The organism is Pseudomonas sp. 1L-C-7-B-C1 (assembly GCF_057291635.1).
In genome coordinates this window covers 367,643-392,609 of the sequence record NZ_JBXAWH010000002.1, presented here as the reverse complement: position 1 = coordinate 392,609, position 24,967 = coordinate 367,643, and the positions used below count along the sequence as shown (strand labels likewise).

At 61.1% G+C, this 24,967-nt stretch carries 24 protein-coding genes; 20 read left to right on the top strand and 4 right to left on the bottom strand.

Annotation, left to right across the window (positions count from 1 at the left end):
* Positions 1–251 precede the first annotated feature (251 nt).
* From AC0Z8Z_RS05005 to AC0Z8Z_RS04985, 5 genes are all read left to right on the top strand, one after another.
* A complete protein-coding gene (locus AC0Z8Z_RS05005) occupies positions 252–980 on the top strand; it encodes a DUF969 domain-containing protein (protein ID WP_485618160.1) in 729 nt (242 codons plus the stop codon).
* Positions 977–1,927, top strand: coding sequence for a DUF979 domain-containing protein (locus tag AC0Z8Z_RS05000; RefSeq protein ID WP_485618159.1), 951 nt, complete (start codon positions 977–979; stop codon positions 1,925–1,927). Before AC0Z8Z_RS05005 ends, AC0Z8Z_RS05000 begins: the two co-directional genes overlap by 4 nt.
* A gap of 335 nt (positions 1,928–2,262) precedes the next feature.
* Positions 2,263–3,183: a ribokinase gene (rbsK, locus tag AC0Z8Z_RS04995; RefSeq protein ID WP_485618158.1), complete on the top strand. Its 921-nt coding sequence runs from the start codon at positions 2,263–2,265 to the stop codon at positions 3,181–3,183.
* A 68-nt stretch (positions 3,184–3,251) separates the two neighbouring features.
* Positions 3,252–4,583, top strand: a complete 1,332-nt coding sequence (fucP, locus tag AC0Z8Z_RS04990) for an L-fucose:H+ symporter permease (protein WP_485618157.1) — start codon at positions 3,252–3,254, stop codon at positions 4,581–4,583.
* Positions 4,580–5,665, top strand: coding sequence for an aldose 1-epimerase family protein (locus AC0Z8Z_RS04985; RefSeq protein WP_485618156.1), 1,086 nt, complete (start codon positions 4,580–4,582; stop codon positions 5,663–5,665). Before fucP ends, AC0Z8Z_RS04985 begins: the two co-directional genes overlap by 4 nt.
* Before the next feature lie 197 nt (positions 5,666–5,862).
* Here the strand turns inward: AC0Z8Z_RS04985 and deoR are convergent, their stop codons facing one another.
* A complete protein-coding gene (gene deoR, locus AC0Z8Z_RS04980) occupies positions 5,863–6,633 on the bottom strand; it encodes a DNA-binding transcriptional repressor DeoR (protein ID WP_485618155.1) in 771 nt (256 codons plus the stop codon).
* Between the two features lie 130 nt (positions 6,634–6,763).
* On the opposite strand from deoR, the gene deoC reads away from it, so the two are divergent.
* The 4 genes from deoC (at position 6,764) to AC0Z8Z_RS04960 (ending at position 10,234) form a co-directional block, all read left to right on the top strand.
* On the top strand, positions 6,764–7,444 hold the full coding sequence (gene deoC / locus AC0Z8Z_RS04975) for a deoxyribose-phosphate aldolase (RefSeq protein ID WP_485618153.1): 681 nt from the start codon (positions 6,764–6,766) through the stop codon (positions 7,442–7,444).
* Between the two features lie 146 nt (positions 7,445–7,590).
* A complete protein-coding gene (locus AC0Z8Z_RS04970) occupies positions 7,591–8,544 on the top strand; it encodes an alpha/beta hydrolase (RefSeq protein WP_240356707.1) in 954 nt (317 codons plus the stop codon).
* 76 nt (positions 8,545–8,620) lie between these two features.
* Positions 8,621–9,460 (top strand): AraC family transcriptional regulator, encoded by an 840-nt coding sequence (locus AC0Z8Z_RS04965; RefSeq protein WP_485618151.1) that lies wholly within the window; start codon positions 8,621–8,623, stop codon positions 9,458–9,460.
* A 393-nt stretch (positions 9,461–9,853) separates the two neighbouring features.
* Complete coding sequence (locus AC0Z8Z_RS04960; protein ID WP_485618150.1) at positions 9,854–10,234, top strand: cupin domain-containing protein; 381 nt, start codon at positions 9,854–9,856, stop codon at positions 10,232–10,234.
* Here AC0Z8Z_RS04960 and AC0Z8Z_RS04955 read toward each other — a convergent pair whose 3' ends face one another.
* Positions 10,235–11,143, bottom strand: a complete 909-nt coding sequence (locus tag AC0Z8Z_RS04955; protein WP_485618149.1) for a LysR family transcriptional regulator — start codon at positions 11,141–11,143, stop codon at positions 10,235–10,237. It lies immediately after the preceding gene.
* A 129-nt stretch (positions 11,144–11,272) separates the two neighbouring features.
* Here AC0Z8Z_RS04955 and AC0Z8Z_RS04950 point away from each other — a divergent pair, with 129 nt between their 5' ends.
* The 8 genes from AC0Z8Z_RS04950 (at position 11,273) to dctM (ending at position 20,237) form a co-directional block, all read left to right on the top strand.
* A complete protein-coding gene (locus AC0Z8Z_RS04950; protein ID WP_485618148.1) occupies positions 11,273–12,112 on the top strand; it encodes an HTD2 family dehydratase in 840 nt (279 codons plus the stop codon).
* A gap of 66 nt (positions 12,113–12,178) precedes the next feature.
* Positions 12,179–13,342 (top strand): acyl-CoA dehydrogenase family protein, encoded by a 1,164-nt coding sequence (locus AC0Z8Z_RS04945; protein ID WP_485618146.1) that lies wholly within the window; start codon positions 12,179–12,181, stop codon positions 13,340–13,342.
* Positions 13,343–13,352: 10 nt separating this feature from the next.
* On the top strand, positions 13,353–14,702 hold the full coding sequence (locus AC0Z8Z_RS04940; protein ID WP_485618145.1) for an MmgE/PrpD family protein: 1,350 nt from the start codon (positions 13,353–13,355) through the stop codon (positions 14,700–14,702).
* 129 nt (positions 14,703–14,831) lie between these two features.
* The gene (locus AC0Z8Z_RS04935; RefSeq protein WP_485618144.1) at positions 14,832–16,031 is read left to right on the top strand and encodes a CaiB/BaiF CoA transferase family protein; all 1,200 of its coding nucleotides are present in this window, start codon (positions 14,832–14,834) and stop codon (positions 16,029–16,031) included.
* 166 nt (positions 16,032–16,197) lie between these two features.
* Positions 16,198–17,028, top strand: a complete 831-nt coding sequence (locus tag AC0Z8Z_RS04930) for an HpcH/HpaI aldolase/citrate lyase family protein (RefSeq protein ID WP_485618143.1) — start codon at positions 16,198–16,200, stop codon at positions 17,026–17,028.
* A 174-nt stretch (positions 17,029–17,202) separates the two neighbouring features.
* Positions 17,203–18,201 (top strand): TRAP transporter substrate-binding protein, encoded by a 999-nt coding sequence (locus AC0Z8Z_RS04925; protein ID WP_122537934.1) that lies wholly within the window; start codon positions 17,203–17,205, stop codon positions 18,199–18,201.
* A gap of 120 nt (positions 18,202–18,321) precedes the next feature.
* Entirely contained in the window at positions 18,322–18,954 is a 633-nt protein-coding gene (locus AC0Z8Z_RS04920) for a TRAP transporter small permease (RefSeq protein WP_172611596.1), read from the top strand.
* Positions 18,954–20,237 (top strand): C4-dicarboxylate TRAP transporter large permease protein DctM, encoded by a 1,284-nt coding sequence (gene dctM / locus AC0Z8Z_RS04915; RefSeq protein WP_065989499.1) that lies wholly within the window; start codon positions 18,954–18,956, stop codon positions 20,235–20,237. The genes AC0Z8Z_RS04920 and dctM overlap by 1 nt, the downstream gene beginning before the upstream one ends.
* Before the next feature lie 1,064 nt (positions 20,238–21,301).
* Here the strand turns inward: dctM and AC0Z8Z_RS04910 are convergent.
* Positions 21,302–22,234 (bottom strand): hypothetical protein, encoded by a 933-nt coding sequence (locus AC0Z8Z_RS04910; protein WP_485618142.1) that lies wholly within the window; start codon positions 22,232–22,234, stop codon positions 21,302–21,304.
* A gap of 342 nt (positions 22,235–22,576) precedes the next feature.
* Here AC0Z8Z_RS04910 and AC0Z8Z_RS04905 point away from each other — a divergent pair, with 342 nt between their 5' ends.
* The 3 genes from AC0Z8Z_RS04905 (at position 22,577) to AC0Z8Z_RS04895 (ending at position 24,205) form a co-directional block, all read left to right on the top strand.
* On the top strand, positions 22,577–23,053 hold the full coding sequence (locus tag AC0Z8Z_RS04905) for a GNAT family N-acetyltransferase (RefSeq protein WP_172611599.1): 477 nt from the start codon (positions 22,577–22,579) through the stop codon (positions 23,051–23,053).
* 353 nt (positions 23,054–23,406) lie between these two features.
* Positions 23,407–23,667 (top strand): DUF1652 domain-containing protein, encoded by a 261-nt coding sequence (locus AC0Z8Z_RS04900; RefSeq protein WP_485618141.1) that lies wholly within the window; start codon positions 23,407–23,409, stop codon positions 23,665–23,667.
* Positions 23,668–23,752: 85 nt separating this feature from the next.
* Positions 23,753–24,205 (top strand): hypothetical protein, encoded by a 453-nt coding sequence (locus AC0Z8Z_RS04895; protein ID WP_485618140.1) that lies wholly within the window; start codon positions 23,753–23,755, stop codon positions 24,203–24,205.
* Between the two features lie 11 nt (positions 24,206–24,216).
* On the opposite strand, the gene AC0Z8Z_RS04890 is transcribed toward AC0Z8Z_RS04895, so the two are convergent.
* Positions 24,217–24,531, bottom strand: coding sequence for a hypothetical protein (locus tag AC0Z8Z_RS04890; protein ID WP_485618139.1), 315 nt, complete (start codon positions 24,529–24,531; stop codon positions 24,217–24,219).
* Positions 24,532–24,967 lie beyond the last annotated feature (436 nt).

Sequence of the window (24,967 nt, the reverse complement as noted above, 5' to 3'; positions counted from 1 at the left end):
GACGGCACACCCGGGCGGCACGGCCTGTGCAAAGACAGCACTGGAACAGCAGGTTACATGCCACTCCGGCAACAGAAAATCTTATGGCCCATAGCGGGTTTTTCCCGTTGGACGCCCCGGCGCGACTGCGGTGCCATGGGGCAACGGCGCCGTCACTTCGTTGAATAGAGGCGCCGCGACCGCTCGTTTCTCTAACACGTTCCTTATTCGTGCCCCAGCAAGGTATCGCCACTGCCAACGAGAACCCCAACATGCAAACCGCTATCAACCTCTGGCCGCTGCTTGGCGTGCTGGTCATCGTCCTGGGCTTCGTCCTGCGTTTCAACCCGATGCTGGTCGTGGCGCTTGCGGCCCTGGCCACCGGCCTTGCCGCCAGCATGCCGCTGGAAACCATCCTGGCGACCATCGGCACAGGCTTTATCAAAACCCGCACGCTGCCGCTGATCATCCTTCTGCCGTTGGCGGTGATCGGTTTGCTGGAACGCCACGGCCTGCGTCTGCACGCGCAGAACTGGATCGCCCGGTTCACCGGCGCCACGGCCGGACGCCTCTTGATCGCGTACCTCTTCGTGCGGGAAACCACTGCAGCCCTTGGGCTCACCAGCCTCGGCGGCCACCCGCAGATGGTGCGGCCGCTGCTCGCGCCCATGGCCGAAGGCGCCGCCGAATCCCGCTTCGGCAAGTTGCCCGAGGCTTTGCGCATCAAGCTGCTGGCGTTATGCGCGGCGACCGACAACGTTGGCCTGTTTTTCGGCGAAGACATCTTCGTCGCGTTCGGTGCGATTGCGCTGATGCACACCTTCCTGCTTGGCTCTGGCATTGATGTCGACCCGATGCACATTGCCTTCTGGGGGATCCCGACAGCCATCTGCGCATTCGTCATCCATGCCATCCGCCTGCACCGTTTCGATCAGCGCCTGAACCGTGAATTGACGGTGCTGCCGCCGGCCTCCGCAGTGGATAGGGAGCTGGCGCAATGATCATTTCCATTCAATACCTGTACTGGCTGGCGGGCGTGATTCTGGCGATCACGGCGTTCATGACGGCGACGGATCGGACCAACCCCAAGCGCTGGACCACCGGGCTGTTCTGGGGCCTGTTCGCCATCGCGTTTCTGGTTGGCGAGAAGCTGCCACCGGTGTGGGTGGGCATCGGCGTGGTCGTCATGGCGGTGATCGCAGGCTTCGGCGGCGTGGGTTTCGGTCAGCATGAGAACCTCAACGACCGGGCGCGGCGGGAGAGTGCAGGGCGCTTGAAGAACAAGCTGTTCATTCCGGCGCTGGCGATTCCGCTGGTCACGGTGATTGGCGCGGTGCTGCTGAAGAACATCAAGTTCGGCGAAGTTTTTCTGCTGGACCCGGCCAACAGCACCTTCGTGTCCCTGGGCATTGGCAGTCTGGTAGCGCTGGCTTTGGCCTGCTGGCTGACCCGCGACACGCCGGTGCAGGCCATGCGCGAATCGCGGCGCCTGACCGAGGCACTGGGTTGGGCGCTGGTGCTGCCGCAGATGCTGGCGATGCTCGGCCTGGTGTTCAACGATGCGGGCGTCGGCAAGGCCGTGGCGCAACTGGCAACGGCGTACATCAACCTGGATTTCCGCCTCGTCGCGGTGATGGTGTATGTCCTCGGCATGGCGCTGTTCACCATCGTCATGGGCAACGGCTTTGCCGCGTTTCCGGTGATGACCGGCGGCATTGGCGTGCCGGTGCTGGTGGGCATGTACGGCGCCAATCCGGCGGTCATGGCCGCGATCGGCATGTTCTCGGGCTACTGCGGCACGCTGATGACGCCGATGGCGGCCAACTACAATCTGATACCCGCGGCGTTGCTGGAACTGCCCGACAAATACGCCGTGATCAAAGCGCAAATCCCCACCGCGCTGGCGATGCTGGTGGCGAATATTCTGCTGCTGTATTTCCTGATGTAGATGCAGCGCCCCGCCCGCAGTCTCCTGCGGGCAGCTTTTTGCGGGCAAAACCCCTCCCTCAGCTCGTTCAACTGCGCAAAGTTCGATGATGTTTCATCTTCATCGCAAACGTTTGCGCGAATCCACGGTCTGTACGACCAGTGGCTGCAATCCCTCTGCCTTAGGGCTTCCGACCCGCTTCCCGCGAACGCCGTGTGCGCCCGATACCAAGCCGCATGTCTTCCTCGGAAGAAATAGGTTGAATAGTCACAGAAAATGTTATTTAAATAACAAAAATAAAACCGCGACGGCGGCTCATTCTTCGGGCCCAGCGCGTGAACAAGGTAATCACACACATGAACAAAATCGCGGTCATCGGCAGCAACATGGTGGATTTGATCACCTACATCGACCGGATGCCGGCGCAGGGCGAGACCCTCGAAGCACCGAATTTCGCCATGGGCTGCGGCGGCAAGGGCGCCAATCAGGCCGTTGCCGCGGCCAAGCTGGGGGCTGACGTGCTGATGCTGAGCAAGGTCGGCGACGACATGTTCGCCGACAACACGCTGAGCAACTTCAAGCGGTACGGCATCGACACCCAGTTTGTGCAGCGCGTCCCAGGTGTCTCCAGCGGCGTGGCGCCGATCTTCGTGCAAAGCGATTCCCATAACAGCATCCTCATCGTCAAAGGCGCCAACGCGCACCTGAAACCTGCGGACATCGACGCTGCCCAGGCCGCGTTGCGCGACTGCACGCTCATCGTGCTGCAACTGGAAATCGAGCTTGAAACCGTCTACTACGCCATCGAATTCGCCAAGTCCAACGGCATCCCGGTGCTGCTCAACCCTGCGCCTGCCGTGAAGGGCTTGAGCCGCGAGCACCTGTCGCAGCTCGACTTCTTCATTCCCAACGAAACCGAACTGGCGCTGATCACTGGCCAGACCGTCGACTCCATCGAATCCGCCCGCGCGGCCGCCCTGCAACTGGTGCAGGACGGGATTCGTCACGTCATCGTCACCCTGGGTGAAAAGGGCGCGCTGTACGTTGGTGAGGAAGGCGAATTTCGCGTTGAAGGCATCAAGGTCGATGCCTGCGACACCACGGGCGCCGGCGACGCATTCATCGGCTGCTTCGCCCGCCACTGGAGCGAAGACGGCGACATGCGCAACGCCATGACCCGCGCGGTGGCCTATTCCGCCTGCTCGGTCACCGGCCTCGGCACCCAGAGTTCCTACCCGGACGCTGCCGCGTTCGGCCACTTTCTCGACACCCTTTGAGCCGCCGCGCCCTGCCGATCGCCTGATCGACGGGGCGGGGTATTTCCTGTACTTCCCGGAGAACAACAATGACAAAGCCCGCGCTCCAACAATCCCCGGACGGGTTCTATCTGAACCGCACGCCGTGGTTCGCCTTCCTCCTGCTGTGCTGCTGCTTCGCACTGTGGGCGGCGGCCGCGAGCATGAACGACGTGCTCATCGCGCACTTCAAGAAAGCCTTCCTGCTCAGCGATGTGCAGACCTCGTTCGTGCAATCGGCGTTCTACCTCGGTTACTTCTTCGTGGCGATTCCGGCGGCGATGGTCGTCAGACGTTTCAGTTACAAGACCACCATACTCATCGGTCTGGTGCTGTACATGGCAGGCTGCTCGCTGTTCTTCCCCGCCGCGTCGATGGCCAAGTACGGCATGTTCCTGATGGCGCTGTTCGTCATCGCGGCCGGCCTGGCCTTCCTCGAAACCGCCTGCAACACCTACTCGACGCTGATGGGGCCGCGTGAAACCGGGACCCGCCGCCTGAACATCTCCCAAACCTTCCACCCGTTCGGCGCGATGACCGGCGTGTACGTCGGCAGCTTCGTGATGTTCAAGGACACCGACGCCACCCGCGAGCAGTTGACGCAGATGAGCGCCTCGGAAGCCGCAGTTCAGCAATTGCAGATGATTCAGTCCACGCTGCTGCCGTACAAATGGATGATCGCGGTGCTGGTGCTGATGTTCGTGCTGATCGCGTTCACCAAGTTTCCGGCGTGCAAGGGCAAGGTCACAGCCAACGTCAAATCCAGCAGCATCGGCCAGAGCCTGTCGCGTCTGTGGCGCAACCCGCGCTTCACCTTCGGCGTGCTGGCGCAGTTTCTGTATGTCGGCGCGCAAGTTGGCGTGTGGAGTTTCACCATTCGCCTGGCGATGCAGATGGGCGGGATGAACGAGCGCAGCGCCTCGTGGTTCCTGCTGACCACCTTCGCCGCTTACTTCGTCGGCAAGATGGTCGCCAACCTGCTGATGCGCAAAATGTCCCCGGCCAAGGTGCTGGCGATCTACGGCGTGCTGGCCATCGTCCTGCTGGCCTACACGATTCTGGTGCCTAACATCAGCGCGGTGTATGCGGCGGTGGGGGTGAGTATTTTCCTCGGTCCGTGCTGGCCGACCATTTATGGCCTGACCATCGACGGTCTGGGCGAAGACACCGGTGTCGGCGGTTCTCTACTGGTGATGAGTATTGTCGGCGGCGGTGTGATGCCGATCTTCCAGGGCCTGCTCTCCGACGCCACCGGCGGCAACATGCAGATCGCCTATATCGTTCCGCTGCTGTGCTTCGTGGCGATCGTCGCCTACGCCATCAAGTGCATGCGTGATCCGCTGCCGGCCCAGGCTCCGGCGGGTGCGGTGACCGCATCATGAAGACGGCCGACAAGCGCACCACGATTTCGCTGCACCCGGAGCTGTTCAGTGGCGATGAGAAGACGTTGCTGGAGTCCGCGGACTTTCGCGTGCTGGCCTGGACCTACCCCAGCGGCGTGAAAGCCCTGGCGCTGGAAAATGATCGCGGCCGGGTGGTGGTGCTGCCGTATCAGGGTCAGATGGTCTGGTCAGCGGTCTTCGATGGCTGCGACCTGACCATGCGCAACATGTTTGAGCAACCGCGCCCGAGCCCGACGGTGATCGGCACTTACGGTTGCTTCATGTTCCACAGCGGCTTGCTGCGCAACGGCTGCCCGACGCCGGAAGACGATCATCCGTTGCACGGCGAAATGCCCTGCGCACCAATGGACAGTGCCTGGCTGGAAGTCGGCGAGGACGCGGGCGGCGCGTTTCTGCGCATCGGCGGCGACTACGAATACGTGATGGGCTTTGGCGACCACTATCGCGCCAGGCCCAGCGTGACCTTACGCCCGGGTTCGGCGCTGTTCGACATCGGCATGGACGTGCGCAACCTGGCCGGCAAGCCGATGGAGTTGATGTACATGGCGCACATGAATTACGCCTACGTCGACGGCGCACGTTTCGTCGAGCCATTGGGCATGGCGCGTACGCGGGTTCGCAGCAGCGTGCCCGCCCACGTCAAGCCGACGCCGGCGTGGTCGGCGTACATGGCCGAACTGACGGAAGACCCTTCGCGGCTGGACAGCCTGAGCACGCCTGAGTTGTACGACCCTGAGATCGTCTGCTTCTTCGACGGCGTCCACGCGGACGCCCAGGGCAATGCGCATTTCCTGCTCAAGCACCCTGAAGGTCCGGCGTTTTACACGCGTTACCAGCCGGCGCAGTTCGACCATGCGGCGCGGTGGATTCTGCACAACGCTGATCAGCAGGTGGCCGCGTTTGTGCTGCCGGCGACCTGTGAGCCCGAGGGTTATCTGGCGGAGACGGCCAAAGGCAATGTGCGCCAGTTGGGCGCGGGGGAAACCGCGTCGTTCAGCGTGACGACGGGGTATCTGGGGGCTGAAGAGGTGTTGCAGCTGGAAAGCGATCTGAAACGCTGAAGGCGCCTTCGCGAGCAAGCTCGCTCCCACGAAGATCTGTGTTTATCTGCAGGTATTGCGGCGATTCCCAGACACTTGTGAGTGAGCTTCCTCGCGTGCATCAACCTAAGCCGACCGCCGGAACTTCAGATGATATAGGACTTGTGGGAGCGAGCTTGCTCGCGAATTCGGTATTCCAGGCGATGCAAATGGGCTGATCAAACCACCCACTTAGCCCCATACCCCTCAATCAAATCCCGATAAACCTTGGGCAGCTTCTTGTCGCTGACCACCACATGAAAATCCTGCAACGTCGCGAAATGCGCCGTGCGCACGGCATCGAACTTGGAGTGATCGGCCAGCAACATGCAGTGCCGGGCCTGGCGCAGGACCTTTTGCTTGACCTCCACTTCATTGAAATTGAAGCAGGTCACGCCAAGCGCGTCGCTGACCCCGGCCGCTGAAACGAACGCCCAGGTCAGGCGGATGCCATCGAGAATGGTCGCTTCGCTGTGGTGCTCAAACACCTGATTCTTGCGATGAAAGGTGCCACCGCACAGCACGATGGAGCAGTTGGGCTTCTGCTGCAGCTTGAGCAAGACGTTGAGGGAGTTGCACACGGCGGTGAATTCCAGCTCGTCCGGAATGAAGTCGATGACGAAAGGGATCGTCGTACCGCAGTCGAAAAACACTGTATCGCCGGGTTGAATGAACGCGGCGGCGAGCTTGCCGACCCGGCGCTTCTCCTCGACGTGGCGGGTGCCTTGCTCGGTGACTTTGTAATCGCTGGCCTCGGACGGGTCAAAAGCCAGGGTGATATGCCCGCCCAATAGGTGAAACTTGTCGGGGTGCCGGGTCAGGTCGCGACGCAGGGTCATCTCCGAAACGTCCAGCAGGGCGGCCATTTCCTTCAGGTGAATGGCCTTCTGATCTTGCAAGGCTTGCTGGATCAGCTTGATACGGTCGGATTTTTTACTGTCCACGGGCATTCCGATTGTCGAATGGATATGGTAAAAAAATAACATTCATTGTTATATTTACAACATAAAATGATGCGCTCAGGCATGAAGCTTAAAGCGTGTCGCCGGTTACCGCCTCACTATCAGGAAACGATTGGCCATGAAGATCGAACCCGCAGCACTCGCCCAGTACATCGACCACACCTTGCTGGCCGCTGACGCCAGCCGCGCGCAGATCGCCACGCTGTGCCGCGAGGCGCAAGAGCACGGATTCTATTCGGTGTGCGTGAATTCTGGCCAGGTGCCGTATGCCGCCTCGTTGCTGGAAGGCCAGGCCGTCAAGGTCTGCGCCGTAGTCGGCTTTCCGCTGGGCGCCGGGCTGAGCGACACCAAAGCTTTCGAAGCGAAGCAGGCCATTGCCGCCGGCGCGTGCGAGATCGACATGGTGCTGAACATTGGCTGGCTGAAAGACGGCCTGTTCGACGAAGTACGCGACGACATCGCTGCCGTCAAAGACGCCTGTGGTGCAGTGCCGCTGAAGGTCATCTTCGAAACCTGCTTGTTGGATGACGCGCAGAAAACCCGCGCCGCCGAGATCTGCCGTGACCTCAACGTCGCCTTCGTCAAAACCTCCACCGGCTTCAGCCGCAGCGGCGCAACCGTGGAAGACGTGGCCTTGATGCGCAAGGTCGTGGGGCAGGGCGTAGGCGTGAAAGCGTCCGGTGGCGTGCGCGATTACGCCACCGCGGTGGCGATGATCGAAGCGGGCGCAACGCGACTGGGCACCAGTTCCGGGATCGCGATTGTCAGTGGTGCGGCGGCCTCGGGCTCGGGTTACTGATTCTGCCGGGGGGCGGGGTGGGGTGCTGACCCTCGCAGGGTGCTGACCATTGCAGGGTCCTGGCCTTTCGACAGAAGGAATGACCCACACCGCCAATGAGTGGCAAACTGCCGGTGCACTTACTTCTGCACCGGACACCTTTCTCAATGCAAACATTCTCCCTGTCGCGGCTCAAGGCCCGCTGGTTCTTCTGGCTGTGCATGCTGGTGATCGTCGTCGGTCTGCCGGTCGGTTGCGCGGCGTTGCAACACAAGGAGCGTGAGCTGGTCTTCATGATCGAGCCCGGCACCGCGAGCTGGTACCGCGGCCTGCCGTCCGATGTGCAAGAGCTTGAGCTCAAGGGGCCAACCTTCGGCCTCGGGCAGAACATCCATGCCTGGTGGTGGCCTTCGGAGAAGAAGGACGCCCCCGCCATCCTTTACCTGCATGGCTCGCGCTGGAACCTCACCGGCCAGTTGTTCCGCATCGAACAACTGCGCGCCTTGGGATTTTCCATCCTCGCCATTGATTACCGCGGCTTCGGCCAGAGCAAAGGCCAGTTGCCTTCGGAAGCGTCGGTCTATGAAGACGCGCGCATTGCCTGGGAGCGCTTGAAGCAGATCCAGCCGGACCCGCAAAAGCGCCTGATCTACGGGCATTCGCTGGGTGGCGCCGTGGCCGTCGACCTCGCCGCCGAACTGGGCCGGGACGCGCAGAAGGGTAACGAGCCCATTCAGGCGCGAGGCCTGATCATCGAATCGACCTTCACCAACCTCGCCGACGTTGCGTCCTCGGTCGCCAGCAAACGCACCTCGTTGCCGGTGCGCTGGCTGGTCTCGCAGAAATTCGACTCCATCGACAAGATCGCCGACGTGCACATGCCGGTGCTGATCGTGCATGGCACGGCGGATCAGTTCGTCGCGCCGCAGTTCAGCGAAGCGTTGTTCGAAGCGGCGCAGGAGCCGAAGAATTTGCTGATGGTGCCGGGGGGCAACCACAACAACAGCATGAATCTCGGGCGCCAGGCTTACAGTCAGGCGATCCAGAACCTGCTCAGCGAGAAACCGCCGGCGGTGCATGCGTCCAACGCATCGGCAGCGTTGCTCAAGCAGCCCGGTTAGCTATTTTTTACGACGACGGCGGCTGTCATCCCAGGCATCCGCCGCACGTTGCCAGACACTGCCGCGAGCCCTGCCGATGGACACACACGCAGACGAAGACACCCACCTGACCCACTCCGCACGGGACTGGGTGCTGCGTGCCGCGCCACTGCCGCAGATCGAGCGCATCGAGGCGTACTTTCACGGGCACGGTTTCGAGATGCACCGCCACGACACCTACGCCATCGGTCACACGATGTCAGGGGTGCAGAGCTTTCAGTACGGCAAGGAACAGGTAAACAACCTGCCGGGGCAGACGATGGTGTTGCACCCCGACGAAGCCCATGACGGCCACGCCGGGACCGAAGACGGCTTTCGCTACCGCATGTTCTACCTGGAACCGGCGATGATTCAGCAGGTGCTCGGCGGCAAGCCGCTGCCGTTCATCAGGGGCGGGGCGTCGAATGACGCCCGCCTGTTCAGGGCGACGCAGGCGCTGCTTTCAGACCTGAACACCGCGCTGGATCCTCTGGAACTGGACGATGCGATCTACGACCTCGCCATCGCTCTGCAAGCGGCCGCCGGAGTGCGCAAGGGCCGCCAGACCGTCAACTACGCTGGCGCGCAACGTGCGCGGGAAATGCTCATGGCCAGTCTGGAGCAGGGCGTCAGTCTCACCGATCTGGAACAGGCCAGCGACACCGATCGCTGGCGCCTGTCGCGGGATTTTCGCGTGCTGTTCGGCACTACGCCCTACCGCTACCTGACCTTGCGCCGGCTTGACCTGGTGCGTCATTCGATAGCGTTGGGCGTCTCGCTCAGCGACGCGTCGGTGATGGCCGGATTTTCGGACCAGAGCCACATGACGCGGCATTTCGTGAAGACCTTCGGCTACCCGCCGGGGCGGTGGTTGAAGATGTTGGCGGCGCGCGCATAAGGGGATTAAACACACCTTGTGGGACCGGCTTTAGCCGGGGATGCTTCAGGCGTCACACCGATAAATAGATGGCGTACGCACTGGCTTCTTCCCGGCTAAAGCCGGTCCTACAAAACCGCGTATCTCCCTGACACCCCGCGTTTTTAGGACCGGTTTCAGCCGGGAATGCGCCAGTTGCCACACCGCAAAATGGATGGCGTACACACAGGCCTTTTCCCGGCTGAAGCCGGTCCCACTATTTTCACGCGGTCATCCTGTAGGACCGGCTTTAGCCGGGAAAGCTTCAGTTGCAACAACGCAAAACCGGATGCACCCCTCGTGCAATAACGTACAAGACCCCACCCACCCCCAGGTTCTAGATTGGCGCCACATCAACCCTTCGGAGCCGCCCTCGTGTCTACGTCCAACACTCATCACACCCCCGTTAACTTCGCCCAGAAATACAGCCTGTTCACCGAGCAGTGGCAGCCCAAAGTCATTGCGCAGATGAACGACTACCAGTTCAAGCTGGCACGACTGGAAGGAGAGTTTCTCTGGCACAGCCACGCTGACACCGACGAAACCTTCATCGTGCTCGAAGGCCGTTTGCGCATCGATTTTCGCGATGGATTCGTCGAGCTCAATGCGGGCGAGCTGTACGTAGTCCCTAAGGGCGTCGAGCACAAACCCAACGCCGAGAAGGAAGTAAAGCTGATGCTGATCGAGCCGAGTGGCGTCATCAACACCGGCAGCGACACCAACGAACGCACGGCACAGAACGACGTCTGGATCTGACTACGCCTCGGGCGTCGCGGCCTCAGCACCAGGCAACAACACCGCAATCAACGCCCTGACCACCCCCGGCAGGGCGTCCAGTTCGCGGACCAGGATGCTCCGTTCGCGCACCGCCCAGGGCTCGTCGAGCTCGATGGTCACCAACTCCATCGTTCGGCTGTGCCGCAACGCCGCCGACTCCGGGATCACCCCGATGCCCACCCCCGCTTCGACCATCCGGCAGATGGCTTCGAAGCTCGACACCTGAATCCGCAACGACAGGTTCTGCCCCAGCCGCTCGACGTGATCGCGCAGAAAGCTCAGCAGCGTGCTGCCTTCGTGCAGGCCGATGTGCTGGAACGCCAGGGTCTGCTTGAACGTGACTTTTTTCTCGGCCGCCAGCTCATGGCCCACCGGCACGGTCAGGACCAGGCGGTCGGTGCTGAAGTGGATGACCTGCAAACCCGCCGCTTCCACCGGGCCGGCGATGATGCCCATGTCGGTGCTGCCATCGAGCACGCCGCGCACGATGTCCCGGGACAGGCGCTCTTGCAGATCCACCGTGACGCCAGGCCGTTTCGCCAGAAACCCTGCCAGCACTTCGGGCAGAAACTCGGTAACGGCGGTGGTGTTGGCGAAGATGCGGATGTGCCCGGCCGAATCGGTGCCGTAGCGGGTGAACTCACTTTTCAGGTAATCCACCTGGCTCATGATCAGCCGTGCATGTTTGAGCAGGCGCTGACCGGCCGGCGTCAGTTCAACGCCGCGGCTGTCGCGGTACAGCAGGCGCGTGCCGAGTTGGCCTTCCAGCGCTTTGATCCGCGCGCTGGCGGCGGCAGGTGAGAGAAACGCCCGGCGCGCCCCCTGGGTCAGGCTGGGTGATTCACCGATATGAATGAAGAGACGCAAGTCAGCCAGGTCGAAATGCATGGTGGGTGTCCGGATGCTGCAGGAGGCGTTCAGCATACCCGAACGCCGCTATACGCAAATGCAAATTCACAGAATGCCAGCGCACTTCCATGATCGGGCCATAACAACAAACCCAGAGGGTTTTCGCCCATGAGCGCTGCAGCGTCACCCGTGGATTTTACGGCCTGGATTGGCCGCACCGAAGAAGCCCAGGATCACCTGAGCGTCAACCTGATCAAGCGCATCGCGGCGACCTTTGGCGAGCCCACGCCCGCTGTCGGCGACCCGCTACCGCCGCTGTGGCAGTGGTGTTTTTTCCAGGAGCCGGTGTTCGAAGCGCAATTCGGCGGTGACGGCCATCCGGCCCGTGGCGGCTTTCTGCCGCCGGCGGACAATCGCAATCGCATGTGGGCCGGTGGCCGAGTCGAGTTCATTCAGCCGCTGAAAGTCGGCGCTGACGCCCATCGCCTGTCGACCATTCTGCTCATCGAAGAGAAGCGCGGTCGCACCGGCTCGCTGCTGTTCGTAACGGTGCGCCACGACTACTCGCAACACGGCGAGTTGTGCGTGCGTGAAGAGCAGGACATCGTCTACCGCGAACCCAATCCGCCGAAAATCAACAGCGGTGACGCGCCGGAGCAGGGCGAGTGGAGCGAGGTCATCGAACCGACGCCGACGCTGCTGTTTCGCTACTCCGCCGTGACCTTCAACGGCCACCGCATTCACTACGACTACCCCTACGTCACCGGCACCGAAGGCTATTCCGGCTTGGTGGTGCACGGGCCGATGATCGCCACCTTCAACCTGCGCGCGTTCATTCGCGCCCATCCCGACAGGCGTGTGCGGCATTTCGCCTATCGCGGGGTGCGCCCGTTGAACGTGCCTGCGGCGTTCCGCGTCGGTGGGCGAGTCGTCGAGCCGGGCAAGGCGCAGCTGTGGGCCGGTAATGACGCCGGCGTCGCCCAGAGTGCCGAAGTCATTTTCGACTGATCTCCTTCCTTTACACACAGCCCGGCGCGCCGATCCCATGGCCGCCGGTCGATGCGAGTGGACACCATGAATCCCTACGAAAACGAAGACCTCAATGCCATCCGTGACGGCGTTCGCGCGCTGTGTGCGCAGTTTCCGGCCGAGTACTGGCGCAAGATCGATGAACAGAAAGGCTTCCCGGAAACCTTCGTCAAGGCGCTGACCGATGAAGGCTGGCTGTCGGCGATGATCCCCGAGGAATACGGTGGCTCCGGACTGGGTCTGGCGGAAGCTTCGGTGATCCTCGAAGAAGTGAACGCCTGCGGCGGCAATTCCGGCACCGTGCACGGCCAGATGTACAACATGTTCACCCTCTTGCGTCACGGCAGCGACGCCCAGAAAAGTTACTACCTGCCAAAGCTCGCCAGCGGCGAACTGCGCCTGCAATCCATGGGCGTGACCGAACCGAGCACCGGCACCGACACCACCAAGATCAAGACCACGGCGGTGAAGCAGGGCGACAAGTACGTGATCAACGGCCAGAAGGTCTGGATCTCCCGCGTCCAGCATTCCGACTTGATGATCCTGCTGGCGCGCACCACGCCACTGGCCGAGGTGACCAAGAAGTCAGAAGGCATGTCGATCTTCCTTGTCGACCTGCGCGACGCTATCGGCAACGGTCTGACCGTGCAGCCCATCGCCAACATGGTCAACCACGAAACCAACGAGCTGTTCTTCGACAACCTCGAACTGCCCGCCGAGAGCCTGATCGGCGAGGAAGGCAAAGGCTTCCGCTACATCCTCGACGGTCTCAATGCCGAACGCACGTTGATCGCCGCCGAGTGCATCGGCGACGGCCGCTGGTTCATTGAAAAGTCCGCCGCTTATGCCCGAGATCGCGTGGTGTTCGGCCGCCCGATCGGGCAGAACCAGGGCGTGCAGTTCCCCATCGCCGAAGCGCACATCGAAATCGAAGCGGCGGACCTGATGCGCTGGCGTGCCTGCGAGGAATACGACAGCGGCAAGAACGCCGGTGCAAGCGCCAATATGGCCAAGTACCTCGCAGCGAAAGCGTCATGGGAAGCGGCCAACGCCTGTCTGCAAACCCACGGCGGCTTTGGCTTTGCCTGCGAGTACGACGTGGAGCGCAAATTCCGCGAGACCCGTCTGTATCAGGTCGCGCCGATCTCCACCAACCTGATTCTTTCCTACGTCGCCGAGCACCTGCTCGACCTGCCGCGCAGCTTCTGAGGACGCCGACATGAGCCATACCCAGGCATTGGCGGGTTTCCTCGCCGAGCTGACCTACGAGCAAATTCCCGGCGCTGTGCTGGACCGTACCGAAGACCTGTTCCTCGACTGGATCGGCTCGGCGCTGGCCAGCCAGGGCGCGCGGCCGATTCCGTTGTTCGAACGCTACGCCGAACGCATGGGCCCGCAGCAGGGCAAGGCGAAGATTCTGGTCAGCGGTCGCGGCACCTCGGCGTACTTCGCCGCGCTGGTCAACGGCGCGTCTTCGCACCTGGTCGAGCAGGACGATCTGCACAACAGTTCAGTGCTGCACCCGGCGACGGTCGTGTTCTCGGCGGTGCTGGCAGCGGCCCAGGACCTCGGCAAGACCGGACAGGATTTATTGCTGGCGTCGGTCGCCGGTTACGAAGCCGGCATCCGCATCGGCGAATTCATGGGCCGCTCCCACTACCGCATTTTCCACACCACCGCGACGGTAGGGACGCTCGCCGCTGCCGTGGGCGTCGGCAAGTTGCTGAATTTCGACAAAGAGCAGTTCATCAACCTGCTGGGCACGGCGGGCACCCAGGCCGCCGGGCTGTGGGAATTTCTCCGTGACGCAGCCGATTCCAAACAGCTGCATACCGCCAAGGCCGCCGCCGATGGCCTGCTGGCGGCGTACCTCACCGAAGACGGCCTGACCGGTGCGCGCAACATTCTCGAAGGCGATCAGGGCATGGCCGCGGGGATGTCCATCGACAGCGATCCGGCGAAGCTGTCCGATCGCCTCGGCAGCCGCTGGGCGTTGGTCGAGACCTCGTTCAAGTTTCACGCCTCGTGCCGCCATACCCATCCGGCGGCCGATGCCTTGCTGCACCTGATGCAGCGCGAAGGCTTGCGCCATGAGCAGATCGCCAAGGTCGTGACCCGGGTTCATCAGGGCGCCATTGATGTGCTTGGCCGGGTCGATGTGCCGCAGACCGTGCACCAGGCGAAGTTCTCCATGGGCGCCGTGCTCGGGCTGATTGCGGTTCACGGCAGTGCGCAGTTGATCGAATTCCGCGACCTGGCCCTGAGCGATGCCGACGTTGCGGCCTTCCGCGAAAAAGTCACGATGGAACTGGACCCGGAGGTCGACGGTGCTTATCCAGCGCGCTGGCTGGGTCGGGTGATCGTGACCACCACCGATGGCCGCACCCTTAGCGCCGGCATCGATGAGCCGAAGGGCGACCCGGGCAACACCCTGTCGCGGCCTGAGCTGGAGGACAAGGTTCAGCGCCTGCTGGCGTTCTCCGGCGCACGCACGGTGGAGCAGGGCACGGCGTTGATTCAGCGGGTCTGGCAGCTGCGCGATGCGCAGGATCTGGTCAATTTGATTTAAGGCGAACGCCAACCCTTGTAGGAGTGAGCTTGCTCGCGATTGCAGTGTGTCAGAACCATCAGCCCTGACTGACAAAATGCTATCGCGAGCAAGCTCACTCCTACAGGGGATTTGAAGAGGTTTACGAACATGACTCAACAAAACCCGCGTCCTCTGGACGGCATCACCGTCGTCAGCCTCGAGCACGCCATCGCGGCGCCGTTCTGCACCCGGCAACTGGCGGATCTCGGCGCCCGGGTCATCAAGATCGAGCGGCCCGGCGTCGGCGATTTCGCCCGTGGCTACGACCAGCGCGTCGACGGACTGGCCTCGCATTTCGTCTGGACCAACCGCTCCAAGGAAAGCCTGACCCTGGACCTTAAGCAGGACCAGGCCGGCGACATCCTGGAGTCGCTGCTCGCCAAGGCCGACGTGCTGGTACAGAACCTGGCGCCGGGCGCCGCGGCCCGCATGGGCTTGTCGTTCGAAGCCCTGCACGAACGCTTCCCGCGCCTGATCGTCTGCGACATTTCGGGCTACGGCGAAGGCGGGCCCTACGAGAAGAAGAAGGCCTACGACCTGTTGATCCAGAGCGAGGGCGGCTTTTTGTCGGTCACCGGTGGCCCCGGCGACAACGAGATGGCCAAGGCCGGATGTTCCATCGCCGACATCGCTGCCGGCATGTACGCCTACACCGGGATACTGTCGGCGCTGATGCTGCGGGACAAGACCGGGGTGGGCAGCCGCATTGACGTAAGCATGCTGGAAAGCCTGGTGGAGTGGATGGGTTACCCGATGTACTACGCCTACCACGGCGCGCCGCCACCGCCGCGGGCCGGTGCGTCCCACTCGACGATTTATCCCTACGGGCCGTTTCCCACCGGCGGGGGCGGCACGATCATGCTGGGTTTGCAGAATGAGCGCGAGTGGGCGCTGTTCTGCGAGAAGGTTCTGCTTGATCCGGCGCTGGCCACTGACGAGCGCTTTTCGGCGAACTTCAAGCGCTCGGAGAACCGTGAGGCGCTGCGGCAGATCATCGTCGACGGCTTCGCCTCGTTGAGCGTCGATGAGGTGGTTGCCCGTCTGGAAGACGCGCAGATCGCCAACGCCCGGGTCAACGACATGCAAGGCGTCTGGGACCATCCGCAGCTCAAGGCGCGTGATCGATGGCGCGAAGTCGACAGCCCGTCCGGCCCGCTGCCGTCGCTGCTGCCGCCGGGCCATAACACCGCGTTCACGCCGCGCATGGACGGCGTGCCGGGCCTTGGTCAGCACACCGGCAGCATTCTCGGCGAGCTAGGGTTTTCGACTGAAGACCAGGCGCGGATGGCAGCGGGCGGAGTGGTCTGAACCTCTACCTTGCCGCGCGGGCCTATCGTCACCGCTTGCAACTGTAGGCGCGCGCTTTGCCGCGAAATGGCCGCAACATCCGCCACATCTTCAGCGGAGGGAGTGCAGTCATTGCGAGCATGCGCCCAAAGCGTCGGGATGACACCCTTTTTCAGGAGCTTCAACCATGCCACAAACCATCATCCGCTCCGCACTGTTCGTCCCCGGCAGTCGCCCCGATCGTTTTGCGAAGGCGCTGGCGGCGGGCGCTGACGCGGTGATCGTCGATTTCGAAGACGCCGTTGAAGAGCCCCTCAAGCGCCAGGCGCGGGACAATCTTGCGGCCTTCTTGAACGACAACACACCAGCCTCAGTGTGGGTGCGGGTCAATGCGCCGACCCATGCTGAGCATGCGGACGATCTGGCCTTTTGCGAGCAATACGCGGGTGTCGCCGGCGTGCTGCTGCCGAAGGTCGAAAGCGCTGCTCACGTCGCGGCGGTCTGGCAGACAGGCAAGCCGGTCCTGCCGATCATCGAAAGCGCCAAAGGCCTGCTGGCCCTGGAGCAGATCGCCCGTTCCCCGGGGGTTGAGCGTTTGTCGTTTGGCGGGCTCGACCTGGCGCTGGACCTGGACCTGAACCTCAACAGCGGCACCCACGCCGCGCAGATGTTTCTCGATCAGGCGCGTATGTCGGTGCAACTGCATTCACGGGGCGCCGACCTGTTGCCACCGCTGGACGGCGTTCACCCGGCCATCGGCGACCCACAAGGCCTGCATCGCGCCATTCGCCACGCCTACGACATGGGTTACGGCGGCGCGCTGTGCATTCATCCGGCGCAGGTGCCGGTGATTCATGCCGCCTTGGCCCCCAGCACCGATGACCTGAACTGGGCGCAAAAGGTGATCAATGCCAGCGCAGCGGCCAAGGGGGCAGGGGCGTTTCAGCTGGAAGGGCAGATGATCGACGCGCCGGTGCTACTACGTGCTCAGCGGCTGCTGGCGTTGGCGACGGCGTGAACCGCGTTGACTCGGGTTTAACGCATCAGTGCGTTCAGCTAACCCGAACGCCGGCTTACACAAATGCTGATTCTCTAAACACCGGGGCATCGTCATCGTGGGGGTGCACTATGCTCATGCACTCCACCTGCTCCTTCAAACATAAGCTCCTACAAAAATAAAAAGGTGATATCGATGTTGAAGCTGACCAAAGCGCTTTTCTGCGCGGCCGCGGTGTCTGTGGCCAGCCTTGCACAGGCCGCTGACCCGATCACGATCAAGTTCGCCCACGTGGTGGCGGAAAACACGCCGAAGGGGCAGGGTGCGTTGCTGTTCCAGAAGATGGTCGCCGCCGATCCGGCCTTGAAGGACAAGGTCAAAGTCGAGGTCTACCCGAACTCCTCGCTGTTCGGCGATGGCAAGGAAATGGAAGCCCTGCTGCTCGGCGACGTGCAGATGCTGGCGCCGTCCCTGGCGAAATTCGAGCAGTACACCAAGAAAGTGCAGATCTTCGACCTGCCGTTCCTGTTCAACGATCTTGCTGCCGTGGACCGCTTCCAGCAGGGGCCGCAGGGCAAGGCGCTGCTGACTGCGATGGACGACAAGGGCATTCACGGTCTGGCGTATTGGCACAACGGCCTCAAGCAATTGTCCGCCAACAAAAAGCTGGTTGAGCCAAAGGATGCCCGTGGCCTGAAATTCCGCGTGCAGGCTTCCAGTGTGCTGGAAGCTCAATTCGTCGCCCTGCGCGCCAACCCGCGCAAGATGAGCTTCGCCGAGGTCTATCAAGGCTTGCAGACCGGCACCGTCAACGGCACCGAAAACACCTGGTCGAACTACGAAAGCCAAAAGGTCAACGAGGTGCAGCCGTTCTTCACCGAGTCCAACCATGGCCTGATCGATTATATGGTCATCACCAACTCCAAGTTCTGGAACGGCCTGCCGGCGGACGTGCGTGACGAACTGCAGAAGATCATGGATCAGGTCACCGTCGAAGTGAACAAGCAGGCCGAAGCGCTGAACCAGACGGCCAAGCAGAAAATCATCGATTCAAAAACCAGTGAAATCGTGACGCTCACCCCTGAGCAGCGCGCGAAATGGCGTGAAGTCATGAAGCCGGTCTGGGACAAGTTCTCCGAGGAAATCGGTGCCGACCTGATCAAGGCCGCCGACGATTCGAACAAGGCGCCTTGAGCCCTTCAGTCCCTTCTCGCTACAGACCGTGACGGCCCGGCGGCCACCCATGTCGTGGGTGGTCCCCCTTCACGGCCGTCTCTACACCCGGCTAGGTTCGGCTTCGTTCGGAGAATGCTTATGCACCCGCTGACGCGACTGTGGGAGCATCTGGAGGAGGGCATCATTGCCTTCCTGCTGGCTGCCATGACCCTCGTGACTTTCGTCTACGTGGCGTTGAACAACATCTACACCCTGTTTTATTCCCTCAGCGATCAGTGGGCGGTGAGCAGCGACTTTTTCGCCGCGATTGGCGACCACCTGATGGGCTACGCCCAAGGCATGACCTGGAGCGTGGCGCTGACCAAAGCGCTGTTTGGCTGGCTGATCTTCTTTGGGATTTCCTACGGCGTGCGCACGGCGGGCCACCTGGGCGTCGACGCGCTGGTCAAGAAAACCAGCAAGCCGGTCCAGCGGATTCTGGCGATGCTGGCCTGCGCCTGCTGCCTGGCCTACGCCGGTCTGTTCCTCGTCGCCAGTTACAAGTGGGTGTCGGCGCTGTTCGTGGCCGGCATCGGCGCCGAGGACCTCGACCGGTTCGGTATCGAGGTCGCGTACATCGCGATCATCGTGCCGATCGGCTTTGGCCTGGTGATCGCGCGCTACCTGGAAATCCTCTACCGCATTTGGACGCACCGGCAGACCGGGTTGGGTCTGGCCGACGAAGCGGCTGAAGCGAGCAAACTCGCCAACCCTGCCGAGGAGCAGCACTGATGACTGTTATCTGCCTGTTCCTGTTGCTCTTCGTTTTCATGTTCCTGGGCGTGCCCATCGCCATTTCCCTGGGCTTGTCCGGCGCCGTTTCGATCCTGCTGTTCAGCCCTGACTCGTTGAGTTCGCTGGCGATCAAACTGTTCGAAACCTCCGACAGCTACACCTTTCTGGCGATTCCGTTCTTCCTGTTGTCCGGCGCGTTCATGACCACCGGCGGGGTGGCGCAGCGCCTGATAGATTTCGCCAACGCCTGCGTCGGCCACATCCGCGGTGGCCTGGCGATCGCGGCGGTGCTGGCGTGCATGCTGTTTGCGGCACTGTCCGGTTCATCGCCCGCCACCGTTGCAGCCGTGGGTTCCATCGCCGTCGCCGGCATGGTGCGCTCCGGTTACCCGAAGGCATTCGGCGCGGGCATCATCTGCAACGCCGGTACGCTGGGCATTCTGATTCCGCCTTCCATCGTAATGGTGGTCTACGCCGCTGCGACGGAAACCTCGGTCGGCAAGCTGTTCATTGCCGGTGTGGTGCCCGGGATTCTGCTCGGCGTGATCCTGATGGTGGTGATCTACATCGTCGCCCGGGTCAAGAAACTCCCGGCCCAGCCACGGGTCACGTTCCGCCAATGGCTGCACACCGCGCAACGGGCGTTCTGGGGCCTGATGCTGCTGGTGATTATCCTCGGCGGGATTTACAGCGGGATGTTCACCCCGACGGAAGCGGCGGCGGTGGCGGCGGTGTATTCGGCGTTCATCGCGCTGTTCGTCTACAAGGACATGAGCTTCAAGGACTGCCCGAAGGTGCTGCTGGAATCAGGGCGCCTGTCGATCATGCTGATGTTCATCATCGCCAACGCCATGCTGTTCGCCCACGTCCTGACCACGGAGCAGATTCCGCAGCAGATTACCGCCTGGGTCATCTCCGAGGGCCTCACCCCGATCGGCTTCCTGATCATGGTGAACATCGTCCTTTTGGTCGCGGGCAGCTTCATGGAGCCGTCGGCAATCATCCTGATCCTGGCGCCGATCTTTTTCCCGATCGCGATGAAACTCGGCATCGATCCGATTCACCTGGGCATCGTCATGGTGGTCAACATGGAGATCGGCTTGGTCCACCCTCCGGTGGGGCTGAACCTGTTCGTGACGTCTGCGGTGACGGGTCTGACGTTGGGCGAGACTATTCGTGCGGCGCTGCCGTGGTTGTCGATCCTGCTGGTGTTCCTGTTGCTGGTGACTTACGTGCCATACATTTCGCTGGCGCTGCCGAACTGGTTGGGGATGCCATGATCGATGGCGTGGATCTTTAAGATCAAGATCACAAGCGTCTGCCTAGGGGCAGACGTTTCGCCTTCGGCGAGTTACTTGGAAAAGCACCCCAAGTAACCAAGGGTGCTTGCTCCTGGTTAGGTTCCTCCTTCGTCGGAATACCCTCACTCCGACGACGCTCCGTGGGCCCGCGCCGAACGGACATCCATGTCCTGACGGCGCTCTCGCCGCATCCATGCGGCTCGGCCCACTCCGCGTCGTCTGCGCTCGGCCTGCACCCAAGTCGCGATTGGCGGTGTTTGAGCCTCTTGTGTATGAAGATCAAGATCAAAAGCAGATCCAAATCAGATTAAGGGGAGAGCACGGGCAGTCCAAACGCTGAGGACTCGTGGGAGTGAGCTTGCTCACGAAGGGGGCGGTACATTCCCCGAATATCTGGTGTTTGGAATACGGCATTCGCGAGCAAGCTCCCTCCCACAGGAGGGGGCGCTCAGCGAAATTGTTGGCGGCTGGGCTTGCCTCTTCCCGGCTAAAGCCGGTCCCACTAAAGACAACCATTGCAGTTAGCGCGATTGGCTCTTGTAGGACCGGCTTCAGCCGGGAAGCTTTTGCTTTTGATCTTCGTACGCAGAAAGTCCAGACACCGCCAATCGCGACTTGGGTGCAGGCTGAACGCAGGTTTCGCGGAGTGGGTCGAGCCGCATGGATGCGGCGAGAGCGCCGTCAGGGCATGGATGCCCGTTCGGCGCGGGCCCACGGAGCGAGACCGGAGTGAAGGAACCCTGACGAAGGAAGGGCCAAACCAGGAGCAGGCACTTTTGCTTACTTTTGGGTGGTGCGACTTTCGACTTTTCAAATGTAAGTCGCCGAAGGCGAAATGTCTGCCCTTAGGCAGACGCTCTTGATCTCTCCAACGGGCAACTTCTCTTCCTGCAGACGAAAAAAATCCGCGCTGCCTCTGGGAGAACAGCGCGGATTTTTAATCAATCACTCAATCAATGCACAAACAGCGCAATCAAAATGATGATCGGGATTGGGATGCCGAGGAACCACAGAAGTAGTGAACGCATGATGACTCTCCTTGATTAGCGAATGCTGGAAGTAGTGGAATAAGCACGGGTTTCGACATACGTGACTGCATCACGACGACGACCACCCCAGATAGCGGCAAGGCTTGCCACGAACGCGCCGCACAGCAGCGAAACGAAAGTCCACAGCGCAGCGGTTGCAGCGGCCTTGGCGGCAGCATCAGCAGCTTGTTGAGCTTTCAGCTTGGCGTCGGCCACAGCTTGTTTGGCCTGACCGTAAACCTGATCTACGCGCGCCTGGGCATCGGCCTGACTCAAGTTGGTACGCTGAGCGACCAGCTGTGCCAGGTAGGTGCGGTCTTCCGGAGCCAGCTGACCATCGTTGGCCATTGTCTTGGTGAAGATACGCACCACAACACCGTGGGCCGCATCATCGCTAACAGCAGCAGGGCGGTCATCGCGGAACAGCGAATCGATGTAGTAACCGTATTGATCACTGCTGGTATTGCCGGCTGCAGAACCAGCGGCAGTGGCGGCAGTAGCGGCAACGCCCGCTACCGCAGTGGCGCCGGCTTTCACGCCGCTTCCGACGACGCCGCTGACAGAGCCCACGACCAGCACGGCAGCTACCAGCGTCGCGACAGCCCAGGACAGGAAGCCGTGCGCGGTGTCACGGAAATAAACTTCGTCGCCGTGCATGTTGGCCCATTTGACGCGCAGTCGACCAGCGAGATAACCGCCAAGACCGGATGCCACGATTTGCGTCAGCGCGAGCCAGACGACCGTCGAGATACCGATTGTCTTGGCGCTGGCGCCTTCGTTGGCCCAGGGCGACATCGCTGAAAAACCAAGGCCCGAGCCCAGCAAAATCAGGATAAGGGATAAGGCAGCGGCGCCGGCAGCGCCAGCAAAGATGGCACCCCAGGACACGCCCGAGACTGTGGAGGATTCTTCTACAGCGGCAGGATAAGAATCAGGTGAGACGTTCATGGTGCTGCTCCGTGCGAATGATGTTGTGCTTCTCCCCATTACGGTGCACTGCCTGTGCCAATCGCTCACCCAGATAAAAACGTAATAAAATCAATGGAATGAAGAATTCAATCGCGAATGTCGTCGTGCAAAATGCATGAGTCGCTAAAAGGGCGGAGGCGTTCTGCCCGGTGAGAGCATTTCCATGACTGTCAGGGGTTTGCGACAATGTTCTGCGGCGGATTCAGGCCATTTGTAACATTTCGGCACATTCATGCCCGGATGGTGTCTTATACCGTCAGCTCTAAGGGATGACATTTATAGTCCGCCCACGGCTCCTGTTTCTTCGAGAGGTAACTCACCATGTTTATCCATCGCCCCCTGGAAGAAAAAGACGTCCCTTTCATCTGCGATATGCCCCAGAGCATTGATGAGCTCTTCTATATGTTCCCCAAGGCGGTATTCCCGCTGACCCCGGAGCAGCTCAACGAGTCCATTGCCCAGCGTTCGGACAACACGGTCATCGAGCTGGACGGCCAGGTCGTGGGATTCGCCAACTTCTCCCGCTACGATTTCAGAGGCCGTTGCTCGATGGGCAACGTCATCATTGATCCGCGCTTTCGCTCCAAAGGCGTTGGCCGCTACATGATCGGCTGCATGATGGAACTGGCTTTTGGCAAACATGAAGCGGCGGAGCTGACCGCTTCCTGCTTCAATCATAACGTCCCGGGATTGCTGTTTTACCCCAAGCTGGGCTTCAAACCCTTCGCCATTGAAGAGCGTCAGGACAAGAAAGGCGCGCGCGTTGCACTTATTCACCTCAAGTTGCTACGCAGCTAACTCCGTAGACCGGTAAATGACGTCGCTCGTCGGGCCTTTGACTTATGTCCGACGGATGGCTAAGCAGATATAGCACTCATTCGTCCGGTTATTCAGCCAATTAAAGCGTGAACGGGCCGAGTTGTACCGCAGTGAATCGATTTACCTCGGCATTCTGGCGGCGGGTGGCCTGAGATGAGCGCGACAGAGGCTGTTTGCTTCACTTTGGGGCGCGGCGTATAACTTGGATATCCCTGTTTGTCGACTGGCGAACGGGGCGCCCGGGAAACGTTTTCCCGTTGGTGTAAGTGCTGATTTATGGTCAGGCGAGCGGCTGAAGGCGTCACCCAGTCCTGCCTGCGGAGGATTGGAAAATGATTGCCTGTACGCTCTCTAAACTTGAACTGCGCAACATTATAGAAAGTGCGTTTCTGCCTTTGCGTTGCAACTGCACGGTGATAGAGGATCGGATGACGGTTGAAGTCGTAGACCCTGCCACCGAGCGCGTCGAGTTGTTCGCTTGCAATATTGCTCTGGACTCGCTCGATAATAGCCATGCCTTGTGCGCACTTATCCGTGACCTTCAGGCCGAACTCGGGAAAGCCAGGCGTTACCCGCACGCGTTGGTGAGTTGAGCGCAGGCCTCTAGCAATAATCACCGTTCCGCCTTATGTTGGTCTGCATCGGCCACGGTGGCCAGGCGGGACATTGAGGATTTGCATGGCGTACGCGCAACCCGAGATCGATGCAGTACCAGAGCACAACCGAGCGGCGCCAGCGCGCCGCCGTCGCAAGGTCATCATCGGCGTCAGCTGCCTGCTGGGCATTGTTGTGGTTGGCGCTGCGTCGATCATCACGATGCTCGATCGGCTCGAAATGCGGAACGCCAGCTTCCGACCGCCGATGACGTCCCTGGAGCGAGAGCAACTGCTGCCACCGGAGCCGGTGCTGGAAATCAAGCCTCAGGTTGAAGGCCTGCGCTACGGGACCGACGGGCTGCCCGCACGTCAAGGTGCGGGCGGGGAGGCCACAGCGCTTGATACAGCGCCGCCCTCTGCAGCAGTGCTGCTTTTCATCCCTCCGACCCTCGGCATTCCTCCAAACGTGGAGCCCCGATCCGGCAAACCCCTTGGCATCGCTCAGGCCGTCCACGTCCACAACGGCGCGCAGTAGCGCGAGCGTTTTCAATGCGTCCGGTGTGGGTGCTCATTCTCGAAGAGCAGTTTGAAATGCTCTTCGCCGTTGCCTTTAACCGCATAGTGCTCGCGAACGGGCCCCGCCTCAATGCGGCCGTCCATCGCAATGCGAATGATCGATGACTTGGGCAAATAATCCGGCACATCACCGAGGATAGTCAGCTCGCGCAAGCTGTGCCCCTCGTGCTCTATCGTCGCGAGACGTACTCGGCAGGTCGCCTGCATCGGAATAGGTCCGAACAGCGTGTCCCGCGAATAATCAATTTCGGCGATGCTGGACTGATCGGTTTTATCATCATTCATAGGTCACCTCTCTGTCCTTGGGAAAGTGCTAACACACCACAATGGAGGTACGGCAGGGCCGAATAGTTCTCAGCTGGCCATACGAAAGTATTCCATTCATCGGATCCGGCAGGGTCCTCTTGCCATTGCAGCCAGCTCAATTCACTTAAGAAGATGGGTAATTCTGGCGTCAATAAATGCTGGGGAACATTAATGATCATAGAAAAGTACGAGCAATAAATGACTCAAGGCGCATTGCATGTTGCGAGCAGAGTTAGTTAATGCCGCAGCGACCCGCCATTCGCAGTTAAATTTCAAGGGGCAGTTATTTTATAAATCCATGGGCTCAGCATGGAGCGCCGATTGGATGGCGTCAAAATAAAAATTCCTATAAAAATCAGTTATTTATACTACCTAAAGCTCGGAATCGTCTTTGTCTCGTAAAATTGACACCTCG

Bases quoted from the DNA above. Each gene is read 5' to 3' on its own strand.
- AC0Z8Z_RS05005 (WP_485618160.1), top strand. From the start codon at position 252: ATGCAAACCGCTATCAACCTCTGGCCGCTGCTTGGCGTGCTGGTCATC.
- AC0Z8Z_RS05000 (WP_485618159.1), top strand. From the start codon at position 977: ATGATCATTTCCATTCAATACCTGTACTGGCTGGCGGGCGTGATTCTG.
- rbsK (WP_485618158.1), top strand. From the start codon at position 2,263: ATGAACAAAATCGCGGTCATCGGCAGCAACATGGTGGATTTGATCACC.
- fucP (WP_485618157.1), top strand. From the start codon at position 3,252: ATGACAAAGCCCGCGCTCCAACAATCCCCGGACGGGTTCTATCTGAAC.
- AC0Z8Z_RS04985 (WP_485618156.1), top strand. From the start codon at position 4,580: ATGAAGACGGCCGACAAGCGCACCACGATTTCGCTGCACCCGGAGCTG.
- deoR (WP_485618155.1), bottom strand. From the start codon at position 6,633: ATGCCCGTGGACAGTAAAAAATCCGACCGTATCAAGCTGATCCAGCAA.
- deoC (WP_485618153.1), top strand. From the start codon at position 6,764: ATGAAGATCGAACCCGCAGCACTCGCCCAGTACATCGACCACACCTTG.
- AC0Z8Z_RS04970 (WP_240356707.1), top strand. From the start codon at position 7,591: ATGCAAACATTCTCCCTGTCGCGGCTCAAGGCCCGCTGGTTCTTCTGG.
- AC0Z8Z_RS04965 (WP_485618151.1), top strand. From the start codon at position 8,621: ATGGACACACACGCAGACGAAGACACCCACCTGACCCACTCCGCACGG.
- AC0Z8Z_RS04955 (WP_485618149.1), bottom strand. From the start codon at position 11,143: ATGCATTTCGACCTGGCTGACTTGCGTCTCTTCATTCATATCGGTGAA.
- AC0Z8Z_RS04950 (WP_485618148.1), top strand. From the start codon at position 11,273: ATGAGCGCTGCAGCGTCACCCGTGGATTTTACGGCCTGGATTGGCCGC.
- AC0Z8Z_RS04945 (WP_485618146.1), top strand. From the start codon at position 12,179: ATGAATCCCTACGAAAACGAAGACCTCAATGCCATCCGTGACGGCGTT.
- AC0Z8Z_RS04940 (WP_485618145.1), top strand. From the start codon at position 13,353: ATGAGCCATACCCAGGCATTGGCGGGTTTCCTCGCCGAGCTGACCTAC.
- AC0Z8Z_RS04935 (WP_485618144.1), top strand. From the start codon at position 14,832: ATGACTCAACAAAACCCGCGTCCTCTGGACGGCATCACCGTCGTCAGC.
- AC0Z8Z_RS04930 (WP_485618143.1), top strand. From the start codon at position 16,198: ATGCCACAAACCATCATCCGCTCCGCACTGTTCGTCCCCGGCAGTCGC.
- AC0Z8Z_RS04925 (WP_122537934.1), top strand. From the start codon at position 17,203: ATGTTGAAGCTGACCAAAGCGCTTTTCTGCGCGGCCGCGGTGTCTGTG.
- AC0Z8Z_RS04920 (WP_172611596.1), top strand. From the start codon at position 18,322: ATGCACCCGCTGACGCGACTGTGGGAGCATCTGGAGGAGGGCATCATT.
- dctM (WP_065989499.1), top strand. From the start codon at position 18,954: ATGACTGTTATCTGCCTGTTCCTGTTGCTCTTCGTTTTCATGTTCCTG.
- AC0Z8Z_RS04910 (WP_485618142.1), bottom strand. From the start codon at position 22,234: ATGAACGTCTCACCTGATTCTTATCCTGCCGCTGTAGAAGAATCCTCC.
- AC0Z8Z_RS04905 (WP_172611599.1), top strand. From the start codon at position 22,577: ATGTTTATCCATCGCCCCCTGGAAGAAAAAGACGTCCCTTTCATCTGC.
- AC0Z8Z_RS04900 (WP_485618141.1), top strand. From the start codon at position 23,407: ATGATTGCCTGTACGCTCTCTAAACTTGAACTGCGCAACATTATAGAA.
- AC0Z8Z_RS04895 (WP_485618140.1), top strand. From the start codon at position 23,753: ATGGCGTACGCGCAACCCGAGATCGATGCAGTACCAGAGCACAACCGA.
- AC0Z8Z_RS04890 (WP_485618139.1), bottom strand. From the start codon at position 24,531: ATGAATGATGATAAAACCGATCAGTCCAGCATCGCCGAAATTGATTAT.